This window comes from Marinobacter sp. GH_1 (assembly GCF_048595985.1).
GTDB lineage: Bacteria > Pseudomonadota > Gammaproteobacteria > Pseudomonadales > Oleiphilaceae > Marinobacter > Marinobacter shengliensis.
In genome coordinates, this window is record NZ_CP184460.1 from 513199 (window position 1) to 529287 (window position 16089).

At 58.9% G+C, this 16089-nt stretch carries 16 protein-coding genes; 6 read left to right on the plus strand and 10 right to left on the minus strand.

Annotated elements, in window-relative coordinates; all coding sequences use genetic code 11:
• Positions 1 to 203: 203 nt before the first annotated feature.
• A complete protein-coding gene (locus tag ACNSOI_RS02355; RefSeq protein WP_420195050.1) occupies positions 204 to 1250 on the plus strand; it encodes an AraC family transcriptional regulator in 1047 nt (348 codons plus the stop codon).
• Positions 1251 to 1253: 3 nt separating this feature from the next.
• Here the strand turns inward: ACNSOI_RS02355 and speA are convergent, their stop codons facing one another.
• Positions 1254 to 3164, minus strand: coding sequence for a biosynthetic arginine decarboxylase (speA, locus tag ACNSOI_RS02360; RefSeq protein ID WP_420195051.1), 1911 nt, complete (start codon positions 3162 to 3164; stop codon positions 1254 to 1256).
• A 229-nt stretch (positions 3165 to 3393) separates the two neighbouring features.
• Between speA and speE the strand changes: the two genes are divergently transcribed.
• The gene (speE, locus tag ACNSOI_RS02365) at positions 3394 to 4275 is read left to right on the plus strand and encodes a polyamine aminopropyltransferase (RefSeq protein WP_061332546.1); all 882 of its coding nucleotides are present in this window, start codon (positions 3394 to 3396) and stop codon (positions 4273 to 4275) included.
• A 92-nt stretch (positions 4276 to 4367) separates the two neighbouring features.
• On the plus strand, positions 4368 to 4562 hold the full coding sequence (locus tag ACNSOI_RS02370) for a DUF6316 family protein (RefSeq protein WP_061332547.1): 195 nt from the start codon (positions 4368 to 4370) through the stop codon (positions 4560 to 4562).
• Positions 4563 to 4638: 76 nt separating this feature from the next.
• On the opposite strand, the gene ACNSOI_RS02375 is transcribed toward ACNSOI_RS02370, so the two are convergent.
• Together ACNSOI_RS02375 and glnK are read right to left on the minus strand one after the other, a co-directional pair.
• The gene (locus ACNSOI_RS02375) at positions 4639 to 5886 is read right to left on the minus strand and encodes an ammonium transporter (protein ID WP_152437201.1); all 1248 of its coding nucleotides are present in this window, start codon (positions 5884 to 5886) and stop codon (positions 4639 to 4641) included.
• Positions 5887 to 5957: 71 nt separating this feature from the next.
• Complete coding sequence (gene glnK, locus ACNSOI_RS02380; protein ID WP_058091350.1) at positions 5958 to 6296, minus strand: P-II family nitrogen regulator; 339 nt, start codon at positions 6294 to 6296, stop codon at positions 5958 to 5960.
• A gap of 384 nt (positions 6297 to 6680) precedes the next feature.
• On the opposite strand from glnK, the gene ACNSOI_RS02385 reads away from it, so the two are divergent.
• From ACNSOI_RS02385 to trmB, 3 genes are all read left to right on the plus strand, one after another.
• Complete coding sequence (locus tag ACNSOI_RS02385; protein WP_061332549.1) at positions 6681 to 6932, plus strand: accessory factor UbiK family protein; 252 nt, start codon at positions 6681 to 6683, stop codon at positions 6930 to 6932.
• A gap of 73 nt (positions 6933 to 7005) precedes the next feature.
• Entirely contained in the window at positions 7006 to 8532 is a 1527-nt protein-coding gene (locus ACNSOI_RS02390) for a YifB family Mg chelatase-like AAA ATPase (protein WP_230713404.1), read from the plus strand.
• Between the two features lie 72 nt (positions 8533 to 8604).
• Positions 8605 to 9330, plus strand: a complete 726-nt coding sequence (gene trmB / locus ACNSOI_RS02395) for a tRNA (guanosine(46)-N7)-methyltransferase TrmB (protein ID WP_061332551.1) — start codon at positions 8605 to 8607, stop codon at positions 9328 to 9330.
• 12 nt (positions 9331 to 9342) lie between these two features.
• Here trmB and ACNSOI_RS02400 read toward each other — a convergent pair whose 3' ends face one another.
• From ACNSOI_RS02400 to ACNSOI_RS02430, 7 genes are all read right to left on the minus strand, one after another.
• Positions 9343 to 9837, minus strand: a complete 495-nt coding sequence (locus ACNSOI_RS02400) for a hypothetical protein (protein ID WP_420195052.1) — start codon at positions 9835 to 9837, stop codon at positions 9343 to 9345.
• Positions 9838 to 9890: 53 nt separating this feature from the next.
• Complete coding sequence (gene hemW, locus ACNSOI_RS02405; protein WP_420195053.1) at positions 9891 to 11036, minus strand: radical SAM family heme chaperone HemW; 1146 nt, start codon at positions 11034 to 11036, stop codon at positions 9891 to 9893.
• Between the two features lie 4 nt (positions 11037 to 11040).
• Positions 11041 to 11640: an RdgB/HAM1 family non-canonical purine NTP pyrophosphatase gene (gene rdgB, locus ACNSOI_RS02410; protein ID WP_106694531.1), complete on the minus strand. Its 600-nt coding sequence runs from the start codon at positions 11638 to 11640 to the stop codon at positions 11041 to 11043.
• A gap of 4 nt (positions 11641 to 11644) precedes the next feature.
• Positions 11645 to 12091 (minus strand): DUF4426 domain-containing protein, encoded by a 447-nt coding sequence (locus tag ACNSOI_RS02415; protein ID WP_061332593.1) that lies wholly within the window; start codon positions 12089 to 12091, stop codon positions 11645 to 11647.
• Positions 12091 to 12693: a methionine biosynthesis protein MetW gene (gene metW / locus ACNSOI_RS02420; RefSeq protein WP_061332555.1), complete on the minus strand. Its 603-nt coding sequence runs from the start codon at positions 12691 to 12693 to the stop codon at positions 12091 to 12093. Before metW ends, ACNSOI_RS02415 begins: the two co-directional genes overlap by 1 nt.
• On the minus strand, positions 12690 to 13838 hold the full coding sequence (gene metX / locus ACNSOI_RS02425) for a homoserine O-succinyltransferase MetX (protein WP_420195054.1): 1149 nt from the start codon (positions 13836 to 13838) through the stop codon (positions 12690 to 12692). Before metX ends, metW begins: the two co-directional genes overlap by 4 nt.
• Before the next feature lie 171 nt (positions 13839 to 14009).
• A complete protein-coding gene (locus tag ACNSOI_RS02430; RefSeq protein ID WP_420195055.1) occupies positions 14010 to 15974 on the minus strand; it encodes a dynamin family protein in 1965 nt (654 codons plus the stop codon).
• Between the last annotated feature and the right edge of the window lie 115 nt (positions 15975 to 16089).

The following is a 16089-nucleotide window of genomic DNA, read 5'->3' on the forward strand; positions in this document are numbered from 1 at the left end:
AGTTGAGCTGATTACAGTCATCATTCTAGGCACTCGCCGCTGGTTTGTCAGTTGGGTTATTTACGGGAGGCTGCAAGAAGTGGATTGCCTTGGGTGAAAAAAATCTGGCCGCATTGTCGGCGGAGTTGTGTCAGTGGAGTGATTGCCGGATCCCAGAGCAGGCGCTAGTCTGACAACCATAATAACGACTCAAAGTTCAAACCATGAACGCACTGCTTTCTGGTGGCACCCTGCCTGTTATCCGGGCCCATTACGCAGAGATTCTTTGCCAGCTGGCAGAGGAGCGGGGCGTTGCCCAGCAAGAGCTGGTCAGCGCTGCCGGTATCCGCCAGCCACAACTGGGTCACCCGGATAATTTCATTACCCTGGACCAGTTCACGGAGCTGTGTCGTCAAGCCTTTGTTCGCTGCAAGGACGACAGCCTGGGGCTGGAGTTTGGCCGGCGCCTGAAATTTACCGCCCATGGTGCGCTGTCTCAGGCCGCCATCAGCTGCGACACCCTCGAGCAGGCGCTGCGGGTGTTGATCAAATATTTTCGGATTCGTTTTGCCTACATGGCCCTGTCGTTTTTTATCGAAGGCGATGAAGCTGTCATTCAGCTCGATATCAAGCACGACACCCGGGATTTACATCGTTTCAACATCGAGGTGGTCCTGGCTTCCCTGATGGAAGTGAACAACTTGCTGTTTGGTCAGCGGTTGTTGGAGGGCGGGCGGTGCCTGGTGGACTACGAGCAACCAGCCAATGTGAGGCCTTACCAGCCGATGTTTGGCAATGCCGTGAGTTTCTGCACCGGTGTTAACCAGCTCCGCTTCCAAAAGCAGTTTCTGAGCCTGCCGTTATCCTTGTCCAATCCTGTGGCTCGTCGCGTGGCTGAAGCTCAATGCGAGGAAGAAATGCGGCAGATGGAGGCATCCACCTCAGTAACGGAACGAGTGGTCAGGATGCTGGAATCGGTTCGTGACGGCCGCCTGCTGAGTCTGGAGGATGTGGCCGGGCAGTTACATGTGTCTGCTCGCACTCTCCGGCGCCAGCTGGCTGCAGAAGGCGCCCGTTTCCAGCTGCTACAGGAAACCGTGCGCCATCAACGTGCGCTGGATTGTCTAAGGCGACACTCACCCCTGAGTATCGACGACATTGCGGAACACCTGGGTTACAGCGACCCATCCAATTTTGGCCGAGCCTTTCGCAAATGGGAGGGGATTTCACCCTCGGCCTGGCGCAGATTGCACCAGACCGACGGTGATTGAGGGCTACTCCTCCAGGTAAGTGTAGCCCTCAAGACCGGCTTTCAGTTCGTCCAGTAATCGGTCCTGTGTGGGTTTATCCAGGTTGCTGGCGGCAAACTTATCCTGGTAGGACTTGATCAGGTTCTCCGGTTCAAAGTTGACGTAACGAAGCACCTTGGCGACGGTGTCGCCGGTAATGGGCTTGCCAATGTCATACTCGCCCCGGTTGTTCAGCCGCACATCCACCGAGTGGGTATCGCCGAACAGGTTGTGCATGTCTCCCAGGATCTCCTGATAGGCGCCGGTCATGAAGAACCCCATCAGCAGTGGCTCGCCCTCTTTCTCCTCCGGCAATGCCAGGGTAGTTTCGATGCCCTGGCCGTCCACGTACTGGTCAATCCGGCCGTCCGAATCACAGGTAATGTCCTGAATCACCGCGCGCCGGCTCAGCGGGCGGTTCAGGCCATTGATCGGCATCACCGGGAAAATCTGGTCGATGCCCCAGACATCCGGCAGGGACTGGAACAGGGAAAAGTTAACAAAGAGCTTTTCAGCGAGCTTTTCGTTGAGTTCATCGATGATTTCCCGGTGCGCCCGACTGCCACTGTCCAGCTGAACCCGAAGCAGGCGGCAGCAGGTGGTGTAGAGGGTTTCGGCCTGCGCTCGCTCGCTGAGTGACAGCAGACCATGGGCGAACTGGGCGTGGACATCGTTCATCGCATGCAGCACATCGTGGTAAATCTCGGCCAGCGACCGGGGTGAGTGATCATCCTGCAGGCTGAGAAGGTCGCGCCAAAGGTCATGCAGTGGTGCTGGAGCGTCTGCTTCAGGTTCAGTGACTTCCCGATGGTCTGGAGATTCCCGATCAATCACGTTGGTGACCAGAACCGAGTGGTGGGCTGTCAGGGCCCGGCCGGATTCACTGATCAGGTCCGGGTGGGGAATGCCCTGGCGATCGCATTCGGCTTGCAGCACATGCACCACGTTATAGGCGTATTCAAACACGCTGTAATTCATTGAGCAGCTGCTGCGGGAGCGGGTGCCCTCATAGTCCACGCCCAGGCCGCCGCCGATATCCACGGTACCGACGGGTGCGCCCAACTGGTGCAGTTCCGTGTAGAAACGGGCGCATTCCTTCAGGCCGGTCTGGATATCGCGGATGTTGGCAATTTGTGAACCCAGGTGGAAGTGCAGCAGCTGCAGGGTACCCAGAGCGCCAGCCTGTTTAAGGGTATTCACCACATCCAGAACCTGGCTGGCGGACAACCCGAACTTGGATTTTTCACCGCCGGTGTTCTGCCAGTTACCTTTGCCAATGGTGGCCAATCGTGCCCGCACGCCAATCAGGGGTGATACCTCAAGACGCTCGGCCTCTTCCAGTATCAGAGGCAGTTCCGATTGCTTCTCCACCACGATAAACACCCGGTGGCCCAGCTTCTGGCCGATCAGGGCCAGGCGGATATACTCACGGTCTTTATAGCCGTTGCAGACAATCACTGACCCCGCTTTGGGGGCAAGGGCCAATACCGCCATCAATTCCGGCTTGCTGCCGGCTTCGAGCCCGACCTGTCCGGCCGAGGCGGCGGGTTGTGCCGCCAACAGCTCTTCCACAACCCGTCGCTGCTGGTTCACTTTGATCGGGTAGACCGCGGTATAGCGGCCCTTGTAGCCCTGTTCGGCGGTCACCTTGTTGAAGGCGCCGCAAAGCTTGTTCACCCGGTCGTGCAGTATGTCGGTAAAACGGATCAGTACCGGCAGGGCAACCCCGGACTCGGCCAGAGACCGGGTCAGGTCAGGAAGGTTGATGTGGGCTGCGGTCCGCCCCCGGTCCGGGCAGATCTCGACTTCACCCCGGGGAGTCACCGCGATGTAGCCATCACTCCAGTGAGCGATGTTATAAACCTTGTGGGCAGGTAAGGCTGTGGTTTCAGGCATTGTTGCTATCCTGTCAGGAAACCGGAATGGCCCGCAGGCCGTTGTCAGGCTGCATTGTAGGACCTGACAGGCCGGATCGAAAGCATTGCCAGGCCACGAGTGGCCTGAAATGTGAAAAATACGGGGCGGCGAGGGGGAATAGTACTTTGGCTATGGCCTTGGGCCCCCTACAATACGCCCCTTTGAACAGGCCCCGACCCCGTGGTGGCGCAATGAATGGGAGGTACAGATGACGGTATTGAACGAAGGCTGGTTTACCGAGGTGTTCCAGGATCAGGGCACGGCATTTTCCCTGCAGGTCAAGCGCAAGCTGCACGAAGAGCAGACGCCGTTCCAGAAGCTGGAAATCTATGAAACGGAAACCTTTGGCAACCTGATGGTGCTGGACGGTTGCGTGATGCTGACCACCCGTGACAACTTTCTGTACCACGAGATGATGACCCACCCGGCGTTGTTCACTCACAAGAACCCGAAGAAAGTGGTGATAGTGGGCGGTGGAGACTGCGGAACCCTGAAGGAAGTGCTCAAGCACCCCGGTGTCGAGGAGGCCTGGCAGGTGGAAATCGACGAGCGGGTTACCCGCATGTCGGAAAAATACTTCCCGGAGCTGTGTGAGGCCAATAATGACCCCCGGGCAAATTTCTTTTTTGGCGACGGGATCAAGTGGATGCGGGATATTGAGCCCAACAGCATCGACCTGCTGATTATCGACAGTACCGACCCGGTGGGCCCCGCCGAAGGCTTGTTTGCCCTGGATTTCTACCGGGACGCCATGGCGGCGCTTCGGGAGGGCGGCATTATTGTGCAGCAAAGTGAATCGCCGCTGTTGCACACGGACAGCATCATCAAAGACATCCACAGCGATATGCAGAAGGCCGGCTTCGGCCACGTACAGACTTTGCCGTTCCCTCAGCCTGTCTACCCGACCGGGTGGTGGAGCTGCACCATGGGTAGCAAGGATAACCCGCTGAAGTATTTCCGTGAGGAAGACGCCAACAATCGCCCGTTCGTGACCCGCTATTACAACGCCGGCATTCACCATGGAGCCCTGGCGATGCCTCAGTTTATGGTGGATGCGCTGGAAGATGCGGTGCGCCCCGAAGAGGCCTGACAAAAATTAGACAGCTTCGCACTCTGAGCTATGCTGAAACAGTGTGGTCATTTATTGATCATCGTGCTGTGTTCGGAGTGAAAAGAGTTGTTATGGAAACGCGCAAAGGTGAACAGGATCGTCACTGGTTTCGTAGTGAGCGGTTCTCGCTGGTCAACGGACAGTGGTTTTTCCAGACTCGCGAGGGCTCGATCCAGGGGCCATTTGACAGTGTCCACGAAGCGGAAATGGAATTGATGTTGTATCTGCGGCACGCGGATGACCAATTGTTCCAGGGCGTCTGTTAGTGACGGGACGCCAGTAACAGAAACAAGAAGGGCGCCATTTGGCGCCCTTCTTGTTTTCCGCGGTTGTCAGACCGGTTTACTGCTTGCCGCTGACAAACTCTGGATAGGCTTCCATGCCACACTCGGAGTAATCCACACCTTCGTACTCGTCTTCTTCGGATACCCGGATGCCCATGACCGCCTTGAGAATGCTCCAGACAATCAGGCTGGTCACGAAGACCCAGACAAAGATGGTAATGGCACCGATGATCTGGCCGCTGAAGCTGGCGTCGCCGTTAGTAACCGGCACCAGCAGCAGGCCGAGCAGACCGCAGACGCCGTGAACGGAGATGGCACCAACTGGATCGTCAATGCGCAGCTTGTCCAGGCTCACAATGCTCACCACCACCAGCAGACCACCAAAGGCACCGAAAATGGTTGCCAGCAGCGGAGTGGGGGTGTCCGGGCCGGCAGTGATGGTCACCAGACCAGCCAGTGCACCGTTCAGGAGCATGGTCAGGTCAGCTTTGCCAAACATCAGTCGGGCAAGGATCAGAGCCGCGAGACCGCCACCAGCCGCTGCGGCGTTGGTGTTCATGAATACGATGGCGACGTCGTTCGCGGATTCTGCAGATGCAGTCGCCAGAACCGAGCCACCGTTGAAGCCGAACCAGCCCATCCACAGGATGAAGGTGCCCAGAGTGGCGAGGGGCAGGTTGGCGCCGGGAATGGCACGGATCTCACCGTTCGGGCCGTATTTGCCTTTACGGGCACCCAGCAGGAGCACACCAGCCAGGGCCGCAGCCGCACCGGCCATGTGAACAATACCGGAGCCGGCAAAGTCACTGAAGCCAAGATCGCCCAGGTTATACATGCCGAAGACGTCAGCTTCGCCCCAGGTCCAGGCGCCTTCCATCGGGTAGATGAAACCGGTCATCACAACCGCGAAGATCAGGAATGCCCAGAGCTTCATGCGCTCGGCCACGGCACCGGATACGATGGACATGGCCGTGGCAACAAAGACCACCTGGAAGAAGAAGTCAGCGGATGGCGCGTAGGTTGCTGCAGCCTCATACTCGAAGCCTTCTTCAACGCCCATGCCAGTAATGCCGCTCAGGAAGGTACCGCCACCGTACATGATCGCGTAGCCGCAGACCATGTACATGGTGCAGGCAACGGCGTACAGGGCGACGTTCTTGGTCAGGATTTCAGTGGTGTTCTTTGAGCGCACCAGGCCGGATTCGAGCATGGCAAAGCCTGCTGCCATCCACATGACCAATGCGCCACACACGAGGAAGTAAAACGTATCTAATGCGTACTGTATTTCAAAAACAGTGCTTTCCATAGGAGGCCCTCCGCACAAGGCTCTTAGGTTATAAATTTTTTGCGTTGGCTTTTTTCAGAGTCAGTCTGCTGTCAGACCGCTTCTTCGCCAGTCTCGCCGGTTCGAATCCGGATGGCTTGCGCCAGTTCGGTCACGAAGATCTTGCCGTCGCCGATTTTGCCGGTATTGGCCGCCTTGGTGATGGCTTCGATGACCTGGTCAAGCAGGTTGTCGCCAATGGCGATTTCCACTTTGACTTTGGGCAGGAAGTCCACCACGTATTCCGCGCCACGGTAGAGCTCTGTGTGGCCTTTTTGCCGACCGAAGCCTTTGACTTCAGTGACGGTTACGCCTTGTACGCCAATCTCGGATAGTGCCTCACGGACATCATCCAATTTGAAAGGCTTGATGATCGCTGTCACAAGTTTCATTGCTTTCTCCTTGGTAAAGCCGTCCCAACAGTGAGGGCCAGCGGCCGGTTGTTGAGTTCGGGATGCTGCCACCTCGCACATCAATTGTGCGGATTGCGTACGAGAGCTTTAGCATCGGGTGTGCCAACGCAAAAAAATTGTTTTAAATCAGTTTGTTGGTTATATCTTGTTCCAGAATGGCGCAATAACGCGCACCAACCTGGTGCGATGAGCCCGCCCTTGGCTCAAAAAAGAGCATGGCCGGGTTTGCCATCCGCCACCATTATAATGCGGACAGGGCACAGTATGGCAGGGGCGGCGGTGTGATACACTCCCACCAAAGCGGATAGCGACTCAGCCACGGCTTTTGCCGCGTCGGGAAACAGAGACTCTCAGAGGTGATTTATGAAAGGGCCACAGGACTTTTTTGCTCAGTTACAGGGCCAGTTTGGCCAGTTCGTACCGGATATGGCTCGGGCCGCGAAAGACGATTTTGAGGCCCAGGCCAGAGCAACGGTGATGACGGTCATGTCGAAGCTGGAACTGGTCACCCGCGAAGAGTTCGATGCCCAGCAGGCGGTATTGATGAGAACCCGTGAAAAAGTAGAAGCGCTTGAGAAGCGGGTTGCCGAACTCGAGCAGAAACTGTCCTCATAATGACCGGTCTGGCCCGGCCTGCAGGATGCAGCGGCCGGGCCTTGTAAGAAACTGATTGCCAAGGAAGGTTGCCATGCTTGCTATTGTCCATTCCCGTGCCAGTATCGGTGTGTCTGCACCGGCAGTGACTGTTGAAGTGCATCTGTCTGGCGGACTGCCGGCCCTGTCGATTGTTGGATTGCCGGAAACCGGTGTGCGTGAGAGCAAAGACCGGGTTCGCAGTGCCTTGATCAACGCCGGGTTCGAATTCCCCGCCCGTCGAATCACCATTAACCTGGCCCCCGCAGACCTGCCCAAAGAGGGTGGACGCTTCGACCTGCCCATCGCCCTTGGCATCCTCGCCGCTTCCGGGCAGATTCCCGCCGAAAGTCTCAAAGACCTCGAGTTCATTGGCGAGTTGTCCCTGGATGGCGCATTACGGCCCCTGAAAGGCGTATTGCCGGCGGTACTGGCGGCAAGAGGCGCCGGTCGCGCGCTGTTGCTTCCCCAAGACAATGCTGAAGAGGCCGCGCTGGCCAGCGATGATGACGTGTTTGCCGCCAGCCACATACTGACCGTCTGTGAGCATTTGTCTGGTCGCGCCCGGATATCCCCGGTAGCTCGAGCCCAGCCAGAAGCCGGGCCCCGGGACGAGGGGCTGGACCTCGCGGACGTCCGGGGCCAGCAGGTTCCCCGACGGGCCCTGGAAGTGGCGGCTGCCGGCGGGCACAATCTTCTGCTGTTTGGCCCGCCAGGCACCGGCAAAAGCATGCTGGCCAGCCGGCTGCCCGGCATACTGCCAGCCCTGGACGACGCCGCGGCCATGGAGGTGGCCAGTGTGCATTCGGTCGCCGGCCTCCCCCTCAAGCCCGGTGGTTGGCGGCAGGCTCCATTCCGCTCCCCGCACCATACCGCTTCGGCGGTGGCGCTGGTGGGAGGTGGTAGCAGCCCAAGGCCCGGAGAAATCTCCCTGGCCCATCGAGGCGTACTGTTTCTTGACGAGTTGCCAGAGTTCCAGCGCCGCGTGTTGGAGGTATTGCGGGAACCTATGGAAACCGGTGAAATTTCCATCAGTCGGGCTGCACGGCAGGTCACTTTTCCTGCCCGATTCCAGGTGGTTGCTGCTATGAACCCTTGCCCGTGCGGCTACAGTGGGCATCCGACCATGGAGTGTCAGTGTACGCCGCAGCAGGTCATGCGCTATCGCTCCCGGATATCCGGGCCGTTGCTGGACCGGTTTGACCTGCACGTTGAAGTGCCGGTGCAGGCCGGGGGCGTGTTGTTGGGGGCGGGTGAAACCGGAGAGTCCAGCGCCAGCGTCCGGGAACGGGTGCTACGGGCCCGGGCCAGGCAGTCAGAACGGGGCGTGCTCAATGCGGCCCTTGCTGGCAAGGCGTTGCACGAGGCCAGCCATCTGAACGCGGAGAGCGAGAAACTGCTGTCCGGAGCCATGGAGAAACTGGGGTTGTCTGCGCGGGCGTTGCATCGGATTCTGCGAGTGGCCCGCACCCTGGCGGACCTGGATGACCAGCCAGCGGTAACCCGAAACTATCTGATGGAAGCGCTCGGCTACCGGCAACTGGACCGTCAACAGGGGCAAAGCTCGGTTGTCTCCGCTTGAGGCGGTCTACTCTGGTAAACTGGCGGGTAACGTTCCCTAAATCAGATCCGCATTGACGGTTGAGGACCACAGATGACTGACCAGCATGAGACGCACGATGCCTCCGGCGACAACCCGATCACCACCCGCCGCGGTGTTCGCAGTTTTGTCTTGCGCCAGGGCCGGATGACCGAGGGTCAGAAAAAAGCCTATGAACGCAGCTGGCCCAAGTACGGCCTGACCCGCGACAACGGCATGATCGACCCGAGGGAAGTGTTTGGCCGGGACAACATGCTGAATCTGGAGATTGGGTTTGGCATGGGGAAATCCCTGGCGGATATGGCGGAAGCGGCCCCCGAGCAGGACTTTATCGGTGTGGAAGTGCACTTGCCCGGTGTTGGAGCCTTGCTCAAAGAGGTGGAGGATCGCGGACTTGAGAACGTGCGCGTTTACAATATCGACGCCAATGACGTCATCGACTTGTGCTTACCAGATGCCAGCCTGGACCGTGTGATGGTGTTCTTTCCGGACCCCTGGCACAAGAAAAAGCACCACAAACGTCGCCTGATCCAGCACGACTTTGTTCAGAGGATTCGTCACAAACTCCGCGTTGGTGGCATTCTGCACCTGGCGACAGACTGGGAAAACTACGCCGAGCACATGCTGGAAGTGATGAACGATTCGGAAGGGTTCGCCAATACTCAGGAGCAGGGCGGCTACTCACCGCGCCCGGATGACCGTCCGATCACCAAATTCGAAAAGCGTGGCGAAAATCTTGGCCACGGAGTCTGGGATTTGTTGTTCTATCGCACCAATTGAGGCGGGACGGTGTCAGGAGTGGCTCAGCGGATGCCGGCGGGCAGCCCGGATGATGACAAGTCCGGCCACTCCGAGCAGCAGCCCGGTGAATTTGATCAACGCGAGGATAGTGGCGGTCATGCTCATGGAGTCTGTGGGCGGGCTCAGGTTGTTCAGCAGTACAATGTTCTCTGCCACGTCACTCAGCCCTGCCGTGATAAACAGCGCGCGCACCCAGCGTGCGACCTTGCGCTCCCGGATGCCGGGCCTGTCCCGGGTGAAGTGTCTGGTCAACTGCAACAGCGCGGCCAGGTAAGCCACGATAAACAGAAAGTCTACCCACAATGACGCTTTTGCCCAGATCAAGCCGTTCTCGCGCCAGCTGCGGATAATGGCGTAGGCCTGGTCTGCCGTGCCTGCCAGTTGGAAGCTGACAATGCCCTGAGGGGCAGAACCGGTCTTCAGGGGTTGGTTGATGGCCATCAGAACCAGAAACAGCGCCACCGCCACCACGATGGATACCTTCATGGGCGGTTTCATTGGGTGAGGCCCGGATGGCACGGTGTGCTGAGCTGAATTCATCAGAGGAAGTGCTCCAGCAGGCTATTCAGGTAACGCTGTCCTTGCTCGGTCGCCTGCAGGCGATCAGGGGTCAGCAGATGTTGTTTGCGTAATTGCTCAAGTTGTACCGCAACTGACGACAAGGGTAAACCTGTACGCTCAAGATACAGTTGTTCCGACGTGCCCCGTTTCAGGCGTAACGCATTCATCATGAACTCCAGCGGCCGGTCCTCCGGTGCCAGCTCTTCGCTACCGGAGGTGCGGGAGCCGATTCGTTGCAGGTAGGCGTCTGGTTGCCGGGTTTTCCAGTACCGCAGAATCCGGCCGTCGGCCAGGCTGACTTTGCCGTGAGCGCCGGCACCCAGCGCCAGATAGTCGCCAAAGCTCCAGTAATTCAGGTTATGTCTGCTTTCCCGGCCGGGCAAGCTCCAGGCCGAGATCTCGTAATCATCGAAGTCCGCTGACCGAAGATGGGCTGCCCCCTGCTGATAAATGTCCCAGAGCCGATCGTCGTCCGGCAACGCCGGTGGTCGCGAGAAAAATTCGGTGTTCGGCTCAATGGTGAGTTGGTACCAGGACAGGTGGGTTGGCCGGTGGGCCAGTGCGGCGTGCAGGTCGCTGACCGCCTGTTCCGGAGTTTGCCCCGGCAGGCCGTGCATCAGATCGATGTTGAAATTGTCGAACCCGGCAGCCCGGGCGGATTCGATGGCCCGGTGGGCCATCGCCTGATCGTGGATACGGCCGAGGGATTGCAGGTGTTCCGGGTGAAAACTCTGTACCCCGATGGACAGCCGGTTGATGCCGGCTGCGCGGAAACATTCGAAGCGGCCCGCTTCCAGCGTGCCGGGATTGGCTTCCAGGGTAATTTCCGCATCGGTTGAAAAAGCCAGGCGTTGGCGGAGCCCGTCGAACAGCTGTTGATAGAAGGCGCCGCTCATCAGGGAAGGAGTACCGCCGCCGATAAAGACGGTTTCGATAGGGCGCCCCAGGATATAGAACAGGTCCTGATCCAGATCCTCCAGAATGGCGTTCAGATAGGCCGTTTCCGGAATTTCCCCCTTGACGGCATGTGAATTGAAGTCACAGTAGGGGCATTTGCGCACGCACCAGGGCACGTGGATGTACAGGCTCAGTGGCGGGCAGACCGCAACCGGGGTGGCGGTCATGGGTTTACCGCTCCGCCTGGAGTTGTTCCAGCAGGCTGGCCAGGGCCCGGCCCCGATGGCTGATCTTGCCTTTCTGTGCCCGGGTCAGTTCTGCGGCGCTGCAGTTGAACTCCGGCGCCAGGAATACAGGGTCATAACCGAAGCCGCCGTCACCCCGGGGCTCGGTCAGGATCTGCCCGGGCCAGCGGCCATGGCAAATGATCGGCGTGGGGTCGTCGGCATGTCGAAGATACACCAGAACACAATGGAACTGGGCACTGCGTTGTGCGGCGGGAACGTCGTTCAAGGCATCCAGAAGTGCCGCCACGTTGTCGGCGTCGGAAGCGGCGTCGCCGGCGTACCGCGCCGAGCGCACGCCGGGCTCGCCATTGAGGGCATCCACGGCCAGGCCGCTGTCGTCTGCCAGGGCCGGCAGCCCGGTTTCCCGGGCGGCATGGCGGGCTTTGAGGATGGCGTTTTCAACGAAGGTGACCGCCGGTTCTTCGGCCTCGCTCACGCCCAGTTCGCCCTGGGCAACCGGCTGCAACCCCAAGGGGCTGAGCAGTTCTGTCAGTTCGGCAATCTTGCCTTTGTTATTGCTGGCGATGACAAATTTCTGGCTCATGGTGTCAGTCATTGAACAGGGTATGGGAGAAACGAACTGGCAGATCCCGGTTGTGGCCAGTGGGCCGGGCCGTGATGTTGAACGTCATCAGGTCGCCGGAACGGTACTGGTACTGGGCGATGAAATAGACTGCATCACCCTCCTGAATACGACGGAAGGCCAGGAAATTCACCTGCTGGATGTCATTGGTAACCTGGCCCTGTACCTGCCCGCCAACCGGCCGGATCTGGCCATGCTCACCTTCGGTCATAATGGAAATGTTGATGATGCCAATGCCCCGGCTGCGTTGCAGGTTGTTGGCCCTGGCGACTTCCGGGTCAAGGAAGGTGCTTGGGAAAACGCTCCAGTGCACCTGATAGTCACCGAAGTCTTCCTGGCCGGCCTGCGCCTGAGCGAATAACAGCAGTCCCAGGGTCAGGGTCAGTAGGCGAGTGATCGAACGAGTCATCATCATGGGTTCTCCCGCGTGATTCGATAGATGGCAATTTCCCCCAACAGGTTCGGCCAGAGCCTGGCCAGCCAGCTGTTCTGATGCTGACCGTCTACCACCCGGCGGCTCTTGATGCGAATGCCTTTCTGACGGCACAAGGCTTCAAAATCCTTGAAGGTGCATAGCCGTATGTTGGGGGTGTTATACCATTTATACGGTAGTGCGTCGGATTCGGGCATACGGCCACTCAGAGCCAGTCCCCAGCGCAGGCGCCAATGGGCAAAGTTGGGGAAGGTGACGATGCCCTCTCGGCCGACCCGGAGCATCTCTTCGATCACTTTGTCTGGCCGCCGCACCGCCTGCAGGGCCTGGGTCATCAGAACCACGTCGAACATGCCGTCGTCAAAATTGTCCAGCCCCTGGGTGTCCAGGTTCTGCTCGATCACGCTCACCCCTTTCGCCATACAGGTGGTGATGTGGTCCGGGTTGATCTCCAGGCCAAACCCCGTGGCGCCTCGCTCCCGCTGAAGAAAGTCCAGCAGGGTGCCATTGCCGCAACCCAGGTCCAGTACGTGATGCCCTGGCTGGACCCATTGCTGGATGATTTCCAGGTCTGGTCTCATGCGCCCACCTCCCGTGCTACCCGGTCCATATAGGCGGTGAAAACATCGGTGTACCTGGGGGTTGGAATCAGGAACGCGTCATGGCCCCAGGGGGCATCGATTTCGGCGTAGCTGACCTTCTTGCGGGCAGAGATCATGGCGTTCACCATCTCTTCGGAGCGTTCGGGCGAAAAGCGCCAGTCGGTGCTGAACGACAGCACCAGGTACTCGCAGCTTGCCGGTGCCAGAGCCTTGGCCAGATCCCCGCCGGCGGCATAGGCCGGATCGAAGTAGTCCAGGGCCCGGGTCATCAACAGGTAGGTGTTGGCATCAAAGCTTTCTGAGAAACGCTCGCCCTGGTAACGAAGGTAACTTTCTACCTGGAACTCGGCGTCGAAACCGAACTTGTAGGCTTCTTCCCGAAGTTCCCGGCCGAATTTCTCGCCCATGGAAGCGTCGGACAGGTAGGTGATATGGCCGACCATTCGGGCCAGCATCAGACCACGACGAGGCACTGCGTCAAAATCGTAGTATCGACCGTCGTGGAATTCCCGGTCAGAGGTAATGGCCTGGCGAGCCACTTCGTTGAAGGCGATATTCTGTGCGCTGAGCCGGGGCGTGGACGCAATCACCACCGAATGCCGCAACCGTTCCGGGTAATCCAGGCTCCACTGTAACGCCTGCATGCCGCCCAGCGAGCCGCCGACCACTGCGGCCCACTGTTCAATGCCCAGGTGGTCAGCCAGGTAAGCCTGGCTTTTTACCCAGTCGGCAACCGTAATCACCGGAAAATCCGGGCCGAAGGGTTTGCCCGTTACCGGATTGTTGGAATTGGGGCCGGTGCTGCCGTGGCAGCCACCCAGGTTGTTCAGGCTGACCACAAAGAAGCGATTGGTGTCGATGGGTTTGCCGGGGCCAATGCAACTGTCCCACCAGCCAGGCTTTTTGTCGTCCATGCTGTGATAGCCTGCGGCATGGTGATGGCCGCTGAGTGCATGGCAAATCAGCACCGCGTTGCTGGCTTCCGGGTTCAGGGTGCCGTAGGTTTCCACCACCAGGTCATAGCTGTCCAGGGTCTGGCCACAGGCCAGCTCGATAGGCTTGTCAAAATGAATGGTTTGAGGGCTTACAAGGCCCACGGAATCCGAGGGCAGGGAATCAGGCATGGCGGTGATGAGTTCCTGGTCCGGTCCACAAGTGTCTGGCCATTGGCCTTGGAGTGTTCAGAAATGCGCGACAGCAGTGCAGTTTAAAGGCGGGTGGGGGTTGCTGCAACCGGCGCGTGACTGCGGTGTCGTTATCGGGGCCCGCGCGATGTTCGAGCGGGCCCCGGCCATTCAGATCGCGCCTGAAATATTGACCACTTTCTGCTGAATCATGGTCGGGGCCGGTTTGCGGATTTGCCGCATCATGGCATCGGCGAGTTCCAGTTGTTTACGCAGGTCGGCAATGGCGTTATCCAGGCGCTGGCGCTCGGCGCGGCTGTCCCGGTCGCTGCGAACCATATCGCGCAGGCGTCTGATCTGGTGCTCCAGCAGCTGTTTCTGTTCCATGGAATACTGCATGATCGGCAGCAGGGCTTCCTGGGGCCAGCGCTCTACATCCTTGCGAACTCGACCGTGAAGGGTGCGGGCTTCGCCCACCATGACATTGAAGAAACGCCGCACCAGCAGCGATTGTTCGGTCAGCAGGTTTTTCGGGCTGATGCGGAAACGCTTGGCTTTCTTGCGCAGCTCCCGAATAGCGATCACATGGCGGCCCGCCCGCAGTGGGATAGGCTCCAGATGCCTGGCCCGGGTGTCTTCGTTGTAACGGCGGTAGATGGCGCCTACCATCTTCTCCGCCAGCCTGCCCTCGGCCAGCAGATTGGTCAGGTCACTTTCCAGTAATTCAAAGAAATGGTCCATGGCCCGGTTCATGCCAGCCGTGGTCCAGCTCTTGGACATCATGTGGCGAACCTTGGATGCATGGTTCTCAAAACGATCCTCGGCCACCAGGTTCTTCAGCATTTCGCCCTGGGAATCCATGAGCCGTCGGGATGAACGCAGGGTGATCAGCTTCTTGTAGTAGAAGTCGTAATCTTTCTGGGCGCGCTCTGCCAGTCGGCCAAGGGCAGCCTTGTCCATGGTGGCGCCGGCACAGGCCTGGCGCTCTTCTTCCAGCGACTCAAGCCGATATTGCATCGCGGCCTGGCTGTTTTGCAGCATGCCCAGAAGGTCGTTGATCAGATTCTGGGTAATCAACTGCTCTTTGTGCATCAGGATGCGCTGGATGATCAGTTGCTCCAGCTGGCCGATGTTGGAACGCCCGAACAGCTCGTTGTCCTTGCGCACGCGGGCCAGCAGCCCCTGTTTAGCCGACAGCGGGATTACGTCTTGCTGGCGGATGCCCAGGTGTTCGGCGGTGTAGGTGCGTACCCGCTCAATGGCATCGCTGGTGTGTTGCTCGCCCTGCAGGTCGTCCCATAACACATCAATCTTGTTCAGAACCGCAAACCGGCCGGCCCGGTGGTCGGCGTGCTCGGTATCGATATGGTCTTTCCAGATGGTCATATCGCTGGCGGTTACGCCGGTGTCTGCGCTCAGCACAAAAATGACCGCGTGTGCACGGGGCAGCATGCTGATGGTCAGTTCCGGCTCGGAGCCCAGCGCGTTGAGCCCAGGTGTGTCCAGAATACGCAGGCCCCTTTCGAACAGCGGGTGGCGAATGCTGATCTGGGCGTTGCGCCAGGCCGGCACCAGCACGTTGCCGGGATTGTTGCGATCGTGTTCCAGCATGGCTTCGTCGAAGCCCAGCTGGCGTGCCTCTTCCGGGGTCACGCTTTTAACTCGGGCAACTTCGGCGAGCACTTCGCGCATGACTTCCGGGTTGCGCTCGTCCAGGTCGTGCTTTACCCAACGTTCGGGTTGCTTGCGCAGTTGCTGCAGGGAAAGTTCGCCGGTCCGGGTCTCGATGGGCAGGAGCAGCAGGTAGTTCTGGTTGGCGCTGCGATCAAAGAACAGCTCCGTGGGGCACATGGTGGTGCGGCCTGCCTGGGACGGCAGCATGCGCTGACCGTACTCCGAGAAAAACAGGGCATTGATCAGCTCGGTCTTGCCGCGGGAGTACTCACCTACAAAGGCAATGGTCAGCTCATCTTCAATGAGCAGTTCCAGGCCATGGCGAATTCGGGTGCTGACGTCTTCCGAGAACAGATTGTTATCTTGCAGCCATAGCCGGTACCGGCCAATCTGCCGGATCAGCTCTTTCTTCCAGTTGTGGTATGCCTCAACCTGCTGCGACAGAGTTCCCTGCTGATTCATTGGATAATCCTTCTGCGCGACTTCCGAGATTAAATGACGTTAATAGTAGCCTTTTTAGTCAGTTGGGTGGGATGCGCCAGTCGGCATTTTTTGCGGTTTATCGGGATCTGTCAAA